General features: G+C 72.3%; 9 protein-coding genes. 7 read left to right on the plus strand and 2 right to left on the minus strand.

Features of this window, described 5'->3' with window-relative positions; translation table 11 throughout:
• Positions 1-366: 366 nt before the first annotated feature.
• A complete protein-coding gene (locus IPJ95_07170; protein MBK7923403.1) occupies positions 367-1,956 on the minus strand; it encodes an NAD(P)/FAD-dependent oxidoreductase in 1,590 nt (529 codons plus the stop codon).
• Positions 1,957-2,309: 353 nt separating this feature from the next.
• Between IPJ95_07170 and IPJ95_07175 the strand changes: the two genes are divergently transcribed.
• The 7 genes from IPJ95_07175 to IPJ95_07205 all read left to right on the plus strand — a co-directional run bounded on the left by IPJ95_07175 (position 2,310) and on the right by IPJ95_07205 (position 11,687).
• Positions 2,310-4,415, plus strand: coding sequence for a response regulator (locus IPJ95_07175; protein MBK7923404.1), 2,106 nt, complete (start codon positions 2,310-2,312; stop codon positions 4,413-4,415).
• 79 nt (positions 4,416-4,494) lie between these two features.
• On the plus strand, positions 4,495-5,835 hold the full coding sequence (gabT, locus tag IPJ95_07180) for a 4-aminobutyrate--2-oxoglutarate transaminase (GenBank protein ID MBK7923405.1): 1,341 nt from the start codon (positions 4,495-4,497) through the stop codon (positions 5,833-5,835).
• Complete coding sequence (locus tag IPJ95_07185) at positions 5,832-7,181, plus strand: aspartate aminotransferase family protein (protein ID MBK7923406.1); 1,350 nt, start codon at positions 5,832-5,834, stop codon at positions 7,179-7,181. Before gabT ends, IPJ95_07185 begins: the two co-directional genes overlap by 4 nt.
• Before the next feature lie 31 nt (positions 7,182-7,212).
• Positions 7,213-7,815, plus strand: coding sequence for a class I SAM-dependent methyltransferase (locus IPJ95_07190; protein ID MBK7923407.1), 603 nt, complete (start codon positions 7,213-7,215; stop codon positions 7,813-7,815).
• Between the two features lie 35 nt (positions 7,816-7,850).
• Positions 7,851-9,080 (plus strand): FAD-binding oxidoreductase, encoded by a 1,230-nt coding sequence (locus IPJ95_07195; GenBank protein ID MBK7923408.1) that lies wholly within the window; start codon positions 7,851-7,853, stop codon positions 9,078-9,080.
• A gap of 54 nt (positions 9,081-9,134) precedes the next feature.
• The gene (locus IPJ95_07200; protein MBK7923409.1) at positions 9,135-10,268 is read left to right on the plus strand and encodes a spermidine/putrescine ABC transporter substrate-binding protein; all 1,134 of its coding nucleotides are present in this window, start codon (positions 9,135-9,137) and stop codon (positions 10,266-10,268) included.
• A gap of 141 nt (positions 10,269-10,409) precedes the next feature.
• Positions 10,410-11,687 carry an aminotransferase class III-fold pyridoxal phosphate-dependent enzyme gene (locus tag IPJ95_07205; GenBank protein MBK7923410.1) on the plus strand — a complete coding sequence of 426 codons (1,278 nt, stop codon included), beginning with the start codon at positions 10,410-10,412 and terminating at the stop codon, positions 11,685-11,687.
• Between the two features lie 93 nt (positions 11,688-11,780).
• On the opposite strand, the gene IPJ95_07210 is transcribed toward IPJ95_07205, so the two are convergent.
• A complete protein-coding gene (locus IPJ95_07210) occupies positions 11,781-12,605 on the minus strand; it encodes a hypothetical protein (GenBank protein ID MBK7923411.1) in 825 nt (274 codons plus the stop codon).
• Positions 12,606-12,664 lie beyond the last annotated feature (59 nt).

A 12,664-nucleotide genomic window follows, 5' to 3' on the forward strand; every position in this document is an offset into this window, starting at 1 on the left:
GTGCCCAGGGCTTCACGCGCAGAGTGCGTGAGGCACATCGTGTGGCACTGGCGATAGAACGCGGGATTGCACGGGACATGAAGGTGGGGCAACCTTTTGCCCCACGTACTGCCGCGGCTTGCGCCAGGGACACGATCCTCTACTCCGTGATCGGGAATCACACCGAAGCCATTGTCCTGGGGCGGAACCAGCAGGTACTCCGGACGTACTTCTTGGCCGATTCCGTGGCATGCCCACCGCCCGATCCCAGGTGACCGTGGGATCAGACGGCTTGCTCCGCTGGTGTGCAGTCCACCCGTTGCTTGCCTCGGAGGGGCTGGTGTCGGGGCCCGAGGCCTCGGAGTGGGCCTTCCCTGCTCTCACCTCCTACCCGTCCCGGAGAATCTCCCGTGCCGCGTTGTACCCGCACGCGCCCATCACGCCGCCGCCCGGATGGGTGGCCGCGCCGCACATGTAGAGCCCGCGGATGGGGGTGCGGTAGTCCGCGTAGCCCGGCACCGGCCGCATGAACGAGAGGCTCGAGAGCGACATCGTCCCCTGCATGATGTTCCCGCCCGTCAGCCCGTACACCCGCTCGATGTCCTGCGGCGCCAGCACCTGGTAGTTGTGCACCGCCTTGCGGAAGTTGGGCGCGTACTCCGTCATGATGTCAATGCACCGCTCGGCGTAGTGCTTCTTGTTCTCCTCCAGCGATCCCGCATCCCTGGCCAGGGTGTTGGGGAAGTACTGGGTGAACATCGACATCACGTGCATGCCCTTCGGGGCCACGGTGTCGTCGAGCGAGCTCGCGATGGTGGCCTCGACGATCGGGTCCTTCGAGATGTAGCCGTACTTCGCCGGGTCGAAGGCCTTCTCGATGTACTCCCGGGTGGGGCAGAGGTGGATGGTGCCGCGGTGCTGCGGGCCCACGGTGTTGCCCCGAAGGCAGGTGAAGTCCGGCACCTCGCTGAGGGCCAGGTTCACCTTGGCGCTGCCGCTGGCGTAATCGATGGCGCGCACCGACTCGACGAAGTCCTCGGGCAGCTGCCTCGGATCCATCAGCTTGAGGAAGGTCAGGTTGGCGTCGATGCCGGAGATGACCTTCTTGGCCTTGAGCTCGGTGCCGTCGGCCAGCACCACGCCGGTGGCCTGGCCGCCGGAGACCAGGATCTTCGTGACGGTGGCGTTGACCCGGATCTCGGCGCCCTTCTCCTTCGCGGCGGCGGCGATGGCGTTCGACAGCGCGCCCATCCCGCCCTTCACGTAGCCCCACACCCCGCGCACCCCGTTGCACTCGCCCATCACGTGGTGGAACAGCACGTACGCCGTCCCCGGCATGGAGGGGGTGGCGAAGGCGCCGATGATGGCGTCGGTGGCGATGGTGGCCTTGAGCTCCTCCGACTCGAACCAGCGGTCGAGGATCGGGTTGGCGGCGCCGGTCAGGATCTCGATGGCCTTCTGCCCGTCGGTGCCGAGCTTGCGGAAGCCCAGGCCGAGCTTGAGGAGCTCGATCAGGTTGCCGGGCTTCATGGACCAGGGGTTGGGCGGGGTCTGGACCAGGGTGGGCTCCAGGAAGTCGGCCACCCGCTCGAGCATCGCCTCGTACTTCGGCAGCGCCGCGGCGTCCTTCTTGGAGAACTTGGAGACCTCGCGGTGGGTCATTTCCTTGTCCGGCCCCATCAGGAGGTAGCGGCCGTCGGGGAAGGGCGTGAAGCTCGAGGGGCTCCGGGGGAGCATCTCGAAGCCGTGCCGCTTGAGCTCGAGGTCGCGGATGATCTCGGGGCGGAAGAGGCTGTTGACGTAGCTCGCGGTGGACATCTTGAAGCCGGGCCACAGCTCCTCGGTCACCGCGCAGCCGCCGACCAGCTCGCGGCGCTCGAGGACCAGGACCTTGCGGCCCGCGCGGGCCAGGTAGGCGGCGGTGACGAGGGCGTTGTGCCCGCCGCCGATGAGGATGGCGTCGTAGGTGGTGGCCATGCGGTGCTCCGGCGTTGCGGCCGGCCCGGGGGGCCGGCGAGGGGACGAGTGCGGGCGATGACGGCCGGGCGGGGGGCGCGCGGGGGCGCGCCCCGCGGGCGTCACCATTCGTCCTTGTCGAGCCGGAGCCCCACGCCCCCGGCGGCATCCCACGAGACGGAGTGGGACGGGGCGGCGGCGCGGGGGGCGGCCTGGCGGGCAGGGCGGGGGTGCGGCATCGGGGGACAAGCTAGTGCGCGGGAAGCGGGGGGGTAAGGTCCCCGTGACGGGGGCTACTGGCCAACTTCCGTGTGTGGCGTAGATTGGTGCCGCTGTCCGGCGGCATCTCCCCCATGCCCGCCCCGGGAGCCGCCGTGCCGCACACTCGTGTCCTCGCCAGGGATCAGGCGACCAACCCCGTCCGGGAACCCCTGCGCGACGTGCTGGAGCGACTCTCCGTCATCGGCGAGATGACCCTGGCCATGAGCCAGGCCACGACCGCCGAGCAGATCTACCGTCACGCCCTCGCCGCCATCGCCGCGGTGGCCCGCACCCCGCGGGCCTCCGTGCTGCTGTTCGACCCCGACGGCGTGCTCCGCTTCAAGGCGTGGCAGGGCCTCTCCGACGGCTACCGGGCGGCGGTCGAGGGGCATACCCCGTGGGCCCCGGGGCAGCCGGCGCCCGACCCGATCCATATCCCCGACGTCTCCCGCGACACCAGCCTGGGGCGCTACCAGGCCATCATCCTGGGCGAGGGGATCCGCGCGCTCGGGTTCTTCCCGCTGGTCACCGGCGGCGGGACCATCGGCAAGTTCATGGTGTACTGGGACCGCCCGCACACGCCGGCGCCGCTCGAGCTGCAGCTGATGCGGAACATCGCGGCGCACACCTCCTTCGCGCTCGACCGCCAGCGGCTGGTGGACGAGCTGCAGGCGGAGCGGCGGCTGTTCATCGGCGGGCCGACCGTGCTGTTCCAGTGGGCCCGCACCGACGGCTGGCCGGTGGAATACGTCTCGCCCAACGTGGAGCAGCAGTTCGGCTGGCCCGCGGCCGCCCTGATCGCGGGCCGCATGCGCTACGCCGACCTCGTCCACCCCGACGACCTGCCCCGCGTGGCGGCGGAGGTCCGGGAACACCTGGCCTCGGGGCGCGACGCCTTCCAGCAGGAGTACCGGATCCGCCACGCCGCCGGCGGGTGGCGCTGGGTGACCGACTTCACCGTGGTGCCGCCGGCCGCCGGCCGCGCGGACCACCTGGTGGGCTACCTGCTCGACATCACGGAGCGGAAGGCGGCGGCGGAGGCGCTCCAGCAGGCGGAGGCGCGGCTCCGCGAGACGCAGCGGCTGGAGAGCCTCGGCGTGCTCGCGGGCGGCATCGCGCACGACTTCAACAACCTGCTGATGGGCATCCTGGGGAACGCGGGGCTGGCGCTCAACGAGCTGGCGCCGGCCTCGCCCGTCCGCTCCACGGTCCAGGACATCGAGACCGCCGCGCGGCGCGCCGCGGACCTCACCCGCCAGCTGCTGGCCTACTCCGGGAAGGGCCACTTCGTGGTGCAGCCGCTCGACCTCTCCGCGCTGGTGGAGGAATCGGGGCAGCTGCTGCGCACGGTGATCTCCAGGCGGGCCACGGTGCAGGCGCGCCTGGCCCCCGGGCTGCCGGCGGTCGAGGGGGACGCCACCCAGCTGCGGCAGGTGGCGATGAACCTGCTCACCAACGCCTCCGACGCCCTGGGCGACCAGCCGGGGGTGATCGGGCTGGAGACCGCGCTGGTCCACGCCGACCGGGTGACCCTGACGGGGATGCTGCTGGGCGACGCCCTGCCCGAGGGGGACTACGTGGCCTTGGAGGTGCACGACACCGGCAGCGGGATGGATGGCGAGACCCTCGGCCGCATCTTCGATCCCTTCTTCACCACCAAGTTCCATGGCCGCGGGCTCGGGCTCGCGGCGGTGCTCGGCATCGTGCGCGGGCACCGCGGCGCGATCCAGGTGGAGAGCTGGCCGGGGCAGGGCACCCGGGTGCGCATCCTGCTGCCGGCCACCACCCGGCCGGTGGCCACCGACCCGGCGCCCCGGGTGAGCGGCCCGGTGGCGGTGCGGGGCGCCGGCACCGTGCTGGTGGTGGATGACGAGGAGGTGGTCCGGAAGGTCACCCGCCGGACCCTGGAGCGGGCGGGCTACACCGTGCTGCTGGCGGAGGACGGGCTGCAGGCGCTGGCGCTGCTGGAGCAGCGCCACGCGGAGGTCTCGCTGGTGCTGCTCGACCTGACCATGCCGGAGCTGGGCGGGGAGGAGACCTGCCGGCGCATCCACGCCGCCTGGCCCGGGCTGCCGGTGATCCTGTCCAGCGGGTTCACGGCCGATGCGGGCACCACCGGCCTCACCGGCGCCGGCCTGGCCGACTTCATCCAGAAGCCCTACCAGCCGGCCGCGCTCCTCGAACTCGCCCGCGCGGCGATCGAGCGCGCCACGGGCTGACCGGCGCCGCCGCCCTCGACTTTTGGGGGAGCGGCGGCTAATCTGGCGAATCCCACCCTTCTCCCGCCGGAGCCGCCGGATGTCCCGCATCATCGACCTCAAGACCCCCATCCCCGGTCCCCGCAGCCAGGCGCTGCTCGCCCGCCGCCAGCAGGCGGTGCCGCGCACGGTCTCGCAGGTGACGCCGGTGGCGGTGGCCCAGGCGGACAACGCCGTGCTCACCGACGTCGACGGCAACCGCCTGATCGACTTCGGCAGCGGCATCGGGGTGCTCAACGCCGGGCACCGCAACGCCCGGGTGGTGGCGGCGGTGCGCGAGCAGCTGGAGCACTTCACCCACCTCTGCTTCCAGATCTCGATGTACGAGCCGTACATCGCCCTGGCCGAGCGGCTCAACGCCATCACCCCCGGCGGCCACAGCAAGCGCACGATGTTCACCAACAGCGGGGCGGAGGCGGTGGACAACGCGGTCAAGGTGGCGCGGCGCGCCACGGGGCGGCAGGCGGTGGTGTGCTTCGAGCACGCCTTCCACGGCCGCACCTACATGGGGATGTCGCTCACCTCCAAGGCGGTGCCGTACAAGTCGGGCTACGGCCCGTTCATGCCCGAGGTGTACCGGCTGCCGTTCCCCTACTGCTACCGCTGCGACGGCGGCCCGGTGGAGGGGCGCTGCTGCATGGCCGACCGGGCGGCGTTCGAGCGGCTGTTCGCCTCGCACGTGGACCCGACGACGGTGGCGGCGATCATCCTGGAGCTCGAGGTGGGTGAGGGCGGATTCATCCCCGCGCCGCGGCCCTTCGTGGCGATGCTGGCCCAGTTCGCGAAGGACCACGGGATCCTGCTCATCGCCGACGAGATCCAGAGCGGCTTCGGGCGCACGGGGGCGCTGTTCGCCTGCGAGCACTACGACCTGGTGCCGGACCTCATCATCACCGCCAAGTCGCTGGCCGGCGGGCTGCCGCTCGCGGCGCTGACCGGCCGCGCGGAGGTCATGGACACCGGCAACGTGGGCGGCCTGGGCGGCACCTACGGCGGCAACCCGCTGGCCTGCGCCGCGGCGCTCGCCGTGCTCGACGCCATGGAGCAGGACCAGCTGGTGGCGCGGGCGCGCGCCGTGGGCGAGACCATCCGCAGCCGCTTCCTGCAGTGGCAGCAGCGCTACCCCGAGATCGGCGACGTGCGCGGCCTCGGCGCCATGGTGGCCATGGAGCTGGTGAAGGACCCGGCCACCCGGGAGCCCCACAAGGAACTGGTCACGAAGATGACCGGCGAGGCGCTCAAGCGCGGCCTGCTGCTGCTCACCGCCGGGACCTTCGGCAACGTGATCCGCGTGCTGGTGCCGCTCACGGTGGAGGAGGCGGTGCTGCAGGAAGGCCTGGGGGTGATGGAGGAGGCGCTTACCGCGGCGGTGGGGCGGTGATCGACCGGGCCCGGCTCGCCGGCGCCTACGCGGAGGAGCAGCGCCGCTTCGAGGCGACGCACCCCGCCTCGCGGGCGCTGTCTGCGCGGGCCCGGGGGAGCCTCCTCGAGGGCGTCCCGATGCACTGGATGGTGAAGTGGGCCGGCGGCTTCCCGCTGTTCGTGCGGGAGGGCGCCGGCGCCCACTTCACCGACGTGGATGGCCACCGCTACCTCGACCTCTGCCTGGGCGACACCGGCGCCATGACCGGCCACGCCCCGGCGGCCGTGGTGGAGGCGGTCGAGCGGCAGGCGGCGCGCGGGTTCACGTTCATGCTCCCCTCCGAGGACCACGTGTGGGTGGCCGAGGAGCTGGGGCGGCGGTTCGGGCTGCGCTACTGGCAGTTCGCGATGACGGCCACCGACGCCAACCGCTTCGCCATCCGGCTGGCCCGGCTGCTCACCGGCCGGCCGAAGATCCTGGTCCACAACTGGTGCTACCACGGCACCGTCGACGAGACCTTCGCCACGCTGCAGGACGGCGTGGTGCGCGCCCGGCCCGGCAACCTGGGGCCGGCGGTGGACCCGGCGCTCACCACCCGGGTGGTCGAGTTCAACGACCTCCCCGCCCTGGAGCGGGCGCTGGCCCACGGCGACGTGGCCTGCGTGCTGGCCGAGCCGGCGATGACCAACATCGGGATCATCCACCCCGATCCCGGCTACCACGACGCGCTGCGGGCGCTCACCCGGAAGCACGGCGCGCTGCTCATCATCGACGAGACCCACACCATCTGCGCCGGGCCCGGCGGCTACACGCGGGCCCACGGCCTCACGCCGGACCTGCTCACCATCGGCAAGCCGGTGGGGGGCGGGGTGCCGTGCGCGGTGTACGGCTTTTCCGAGGAGGTCGGCGCGCGGCTCGCGGGGCGGATCGCCCTGGCCGACTCCGACACCGGGGGCATCGGCGGGACCCTGGCCGGCAACGCCCTGGCGCTGGCCGCCATGCGGGCCACGCTGGGGCAGGTCCTCACCGAGGCGGCCTACGCGCGGACCATCCCGCTGGCCGAGCGGTTCCAGGCGGGGGTCGAGGGGGTGATCGCGGCGCACCGGCTGCCGTGGATCGTCAAGCGGCTGGGGTGCCGCGCCGAGTACTGGTTCCGGCCCACCGCGCCGCGCAACGGCGCCGAGGCGGCGGCGGCCGTCGACCTCGAGCTGGACCGCTACATGCACCTCTTCGCGCTCAACCGCGGCATCCTGCTCACGCCCTTCCACAACATGGCGCTGATCGCCCCGGCCACCACGGCGGCCGACATCGACCGGCACACCGACGTGTTCCGGGAGAGCGTGGCGTCCCTGCTGGCCAGCTGAAGTCGCCTGCGTTCCCTGCCCCGGAGCCCTGATGCCCGCGCCCGACTGGAACGAACGCTACCGCGGTCCCGAGTTCGCCTACGGCACGGAGCCCAACGACTTCCTGGTGGAGGCCGCCGGCCAGCTGCCCCCCGGCCCGGTGCTCTCGCTGGCCGAGGGGGAGGGACGGAACGGCGTGTACCTGGCGGGGCGGGGCCACCCGGTGCATGGGGTGGATGGCTCGAGCGTGGGGCTCGCCAAGGCGCGGGCGCTGGCGGCGGAGCGCGGGGTGGAGCTCACCACGGAGGTGGCCGACCTCGCGGGGTATCGCATCGCGCCGGCGGCGTGGGCGGGGATCGTCGCCATCTGGGTGCACCTGCCGCGGGAGGTGCGGGAGCCGCTCTTTGGCCAGGTGGCGGCGGGACTGCGGCCCGGCGGCGTGTTCATCCTCGAGGCGTACACGCCGGCACAGCTGGGCCGCGGCACCGGCGGGCCGCCCGATCCCGCGCTGCTCATCTCCCTCGCGGAGTGGCAGCGGCTGCTGCCGGGGCTCGAGTGGCTGGTGGCGCGCGAAGTGGAGCGGGAGGTGCGCGAGGGGCGGCTGCACGGCGGCCTGAGCGCCACGGTGCAGCTGGTGGGGCGGCGGCCGGCGTGATCCCGGAGTCGGTCCTGTGGCGCGTGCTCTCGCCGCTGCCCACGCTGCCACCGCTCCCCGCGCTGCCCGAACGGGTGGACCTGCTGGTGGTCGGCGCCGGCTATACCGGACTCGCGGCGGCGCGCGCGGCGGCGCAGGCGGGGGCGTCGGTGCTGGTGCTCGAGCGCGAGGCCGTTGGCGCGGGCGCCAGCAGCCGCAACGGCGGCATGGTGCTGCCGGGTTACAAGGCGGAGCTGGCCGACGTGGCGCGGCGCCACGGGCTGGCCACCGCCCGCGCGCTCTGGGAGGATTCCCTCGCGGCCATCGGCTTCGTGGAGGCGCTGGTGGCGGAGGAGGGGATCGCCTGCGACTGGCACCGGCCGGGGCACCTGACGCTCGCGGCCAAGCCGGCGCACCTGCGGGCCCTCGAGGCGAGCCGCCGCCAGCTGGCCCGCGACTTCGGCTACGAGACGCACCTGGTGGGCCCGGCCGACCTCGGCGCCGAGATCGGCTCGCGATGCTATCACGGTGGGCTGGTGGACCCCGGCGCCGGCGCCCTGCAGCCGGCCGCCTACCTCGGCGGCCTGCTCGCGGCGGCGCAGCGGGCCGGCGCGGTGGTGGCCGATGGGACCGGGGTCCGGCGCGTGGTCCGGACGCCGGAGGGGCTCCGGGTGGAGACCGGCCGGGGCCCGGTGCGCGCCGCGGAGGTGCTGGTGGCCACCAACGGCCTCACCGGGACGCTGGAGCCCTGGCTGGCCCGGCGCGTGGTGCCGGTGGGGAGCTTCATCGTCGCGACGGCGCCCCTCGACGCCGACGTGGCGGCGCGGCTGCTGCCCCGGCGGCGGATGTGCTCCGACACCCGCAACCTGCTCTACTACTTCCGGCTCTCCGCCGATGATCGGTTGGTCTTCGGGGGGCGTGCGGCGTTCGTCCCGACGGCGCTGGCGCGGAGCCGCGCGCTGCTGCAGCAGGGCATCCGGGAGGTGTTCCCGGACCTGGGCCCGGTGGCCATCGAGCATGCCTGGGGCGGCACCCTGGGCTTCACGCTGGACCACCTGCCGCACGCGGGGCGCCGAGAGGGGATCGGCTACTCGCTGGGTTATGGCGGCCACGGGGTGGCCCTGGCGTCGTGGCTGGGCCACCAGGCGGGCCGCGCGCTGGCCGGGGCGGGTCCGTGGCCGGCGCTGGCCGGCCTCCCGTTCCCCGCGGTTCCCCTCTACGCCGGTCGGCCATGGTTTCTGCCGCTGGCGGGGGCATATTATCAGGTGAAGGACTGGCTGGCGTAGCACGCCGTCGCCTCCCCCACCGGCGATCGCCCGCCTCACCCCGAGGAACGCGACATGGCCGATCCCCGCACCATCGACCGCCTGCTGCAGGACGTCGCCGCCGGCCGGCTGAGCCGGCGCGCCTTCGTGGCGCGCGCGGGGGCGCTGGGGCTCGGCCTCTCGGCCATCGGCTCCCTGCTGGCCGGCTGCGGCCGCGACAAGGCCGACCCGCCGCCCGGCGAGGCGCCGCTCGGCGCGATCGAGCCCGAGCTCACCATCGCCAACTGGTCCGACTACATCGCGCCCGACACGATCACGAACTTCGAGCGGGAGTTCGGCGTCCGGGTGACCTACGAGACCTACGAAAGCAACGAGGAGCTGCTGCAGCGGCTGGCGGGCGTCGGCGCGCCGGTCGACGTGGCGTTCCCCACCAACTACGCCGTGACCACCCTGGCCGCCACCGGGCTGCTGGCGCCGCTCCGGCGCGCCTACCTGCCCAACATGACCAACCTGGCGCCGACCTTCGTCAACCCGGTGTTCGACCCCGACAACGTCTACTCCATCGCCTACCAGTGGGGCACCACCGGATTCGCCTACCGCAGCGACAAGGTCCCGGGGACGCCGGACAGCTGGGGCATCTTCCTCGACGGCCGCTACAAGGGCCGCATGACCCAGATGGACGAGATGCGCGCCTGCCTCGGCGCCTGGCTCCGGTACCGGGGGGCCTCGCTCAACTCGAGCGAGCCCACGGACCTTGCCCAGGCCCGCAGCGACGCCCTCGCCGCGCGGCGCAACCTCAAGGGATACGTCTCGGCACCGGTGAAGGGGCAGCTGATCAGCGGGGACGTGTGGGTGGCGCAGCTGTGGAACGGCGACACCGCGCAGGCACAGGCGAAGGAGCCGTCCATCCGCTACGTGCTGCCCAAGGAGGGGAGCGACATCTGGACGGATTCGATGGTGCTGCCCGCGGCGGGCACCCACCCCCGCGCGGCGCACGAGTTCCTCAACTACATCCTGCGCCCCGAGGTGGGCGCGGCGATCGCCAACACCACCGGCTACGGCTCGCCCAACCAGGCGGCGCTGGCCAGCATGACCAACCCGCTGCCCTACCCCACGGCCGCGGAGTTCCAGCGGCTGGAGTACGAGCGGACGCTGGGCGACGCGGGGCCGATGTGGGAGCAGATCTGGCAGGAGCTGCAGTCGGCCTAGCGCGGCGGCCGGCCACCCGATGGCGCGCGCGGAGACGCGCGCGGACTTCACCCTGAAAGGAGCGCCGATGAATTGCGGTTACCGAATGACGACGTCCTGAAGCTCAGCCGGCGGTACCTGGACCTGATCGGTGGGCGGGCCATGGCCACCGACGAGAAGGAAGCGTTCATCGCGGAGACGGTGGACAGCTACGAGAAGTACGTCAATCGCGGGTTCCTCACCTACCGCAAGTCGGTGACCCAGGCGGGGCAGTTCGCGGCCCTCGAGTGGTCCGGCCAGGGCTCCATCCTCACCGACCTGCTCGGCCGCCAGTACATCGACTGCCTGGGCGGCTACGGCATCTTCTCCGCCGGCATCAACCACCCGAAGATCGTCAAGGCGGTGCAGGACCAGATGGGGCGCATGGCGCTCAACAGCCAGGAGCTGCTCGAGCCGTGGCGCGCCGGGCTGGCCCGGCTGCTGGCCGCGGTGACCCCGGGCGAGCTCGGCTGCTGCTTCTTCATCAACAACGGCACCGACGCCATCGAGGGCGCGATCAAGCTGGCCCGCCTCTACACCCGGCGGAACACCTTCATCTCCACCCTGGGCGGCTTCCACGGGAAGTCCATGGGCTCCCTGTCGCTGATGGGGAAGGCGAGCTTCCGCGAGCCGTTCGAGCGGGGGCTGCAGGACGTGCGCTTCGTGCCCTACGGCGACGCCGACGCGCTCGACCAGCAGATGTGCATCCTCGAGGCGGTGGGCCAGCTGCCGGCGGCGGTGGTGCTGGAGCCGGTGCAGGGCGAGGCGGGCGGCGTGGCGCCGCCGCCGGGCTACCTGCAGCGCGTGCGCGAGATCTGCACCCGGCACGGAAGCCTGTTCATCGCCGACGAGATCCAGACCGGCATGGGCCGCACCGGCACGCTGTGGGGCGTGGACCACGAGGGCGTGACGCCCGACATCATGTGCATGGGCAAGTCGCTGGGCGGCGGGGTGATGCCGCTGGCGGCGTTCGTGGCCACCCCGACCATCTGGGAGGTGATGATCCCCAACCCGATCATCCACTCCACCACCTTCGGCGGCAACCCGATCGCCTGCGCGGCGGGCATCGCCGCGATCACGGTGACCCTCGAGGAGGACCTCCCCGGCCAGGCGCGGGTCAAGGGGGAGTACCTCCTGCGCGAGCTCGGCACGCTGCAGCGGAAGTACCCCCACATCCTCACCGGCACCCAGGGGCGCGGGCTGCTGATCGGCATGACCTTCCCCACCGACGAGATCGGCTACCAGTGCGCGGCCGGGCTGTTCAAGCGGGGGGTGCTGGTGGCGGGGACCTACTCCAAGGCGCGGACCATCCGGATCGAGCCGCCCCTCGGCATCGAGCAGGCGCTGCTGGGCGAGATGCTGACGCGGCTGGAGGAGACGTTCAAGGAGATCGGGCGGTAGGGCGGTAGGGCGGTAACAAGGCGACCCCCCGGGATGCTCTCCGGGGGGTCGCTCGCGTGGAGTGTACCGCCTTACCGCCTTACCGCCCTACCGTTACTCCTCCGCCTCGCCGCCGAACGCCTTGCTCCAGCTGATCGTCACGCCGCCCCAGATCTTGGTGTCCTTCTGGTTGACGCCGGTGTTGGTCAGCTTGGTGACCTTGGTGGCGTCGTCGCCGCTGAACTGGAAGTGCAGGGCCGGGGTGATCGACAGCGGGCCCGCGGTCAGGTCGATGGAGGCCGAGAGGTCGAGGTGGGTGAAGCCGTTGTCGGCGAAGTTGGAGGTGAAGTCGTCGGCGCTCGGGTCCATGTTGTTGCTGAAGCCGCCGAGGGCGCCGAGGTTGAGGGTGGTGGCGCCGAGCGGGATGCCGTGCGACACGCTGCCCTCGACGTACAGGCCCTTCACCTTGTCCACGTCATAGTAGACGGCGAGGCTGGGTGAGAGCGGGGCGTCGAGCCCGACCTTGCCGTAGACCTCGACGGTGTTGAAGTCGCTGGTGATGCCGGGGGCGTCGTTGGGGTAGATGTAGCCCACGCCGCCGAGGGCGATCGACGCCTTGCCGGCGCTGAAGCCGAGCTCCACCGCGGGGTCGAACTCGGAGAGATTCATGCTGCTGCCGCCGCCCTGCGCGATGTCGCTGGAGCCGTCGTAGGTGCCGACGTCCACGTTGGCCCAGCCGCTGAAGGTCAGCGACGCGGGGCCGAGCGGGAAGGAGAGGTACGCGTAGGGCTGGACCACCGGCTTGTTGGTGAGGGACAGGCCGCGCCACACATAGCTGCTGTAGGCGGAGGCGCTGAGGCCGAACTCGGTCTGGCCGGCCGCCGGCGCGGCGGTGGCCAGCGCGGCCAGGACGCCACCAAGGACGAATGCACGCTTCATCGGTTTTCCTCGCTGAGTGAAGGGGGTACAGCTGGCCCGAAAAGACGACTGGCACGCCC

The organism is Gemmatimonadota bacterium, from assembly GCA_016713785.1.
GTDB lineage: Bacteria > Gemmatimonadota > Gemmatimonadetes > Gemmatimonadales > GWC2-71-9 > JADJOM01.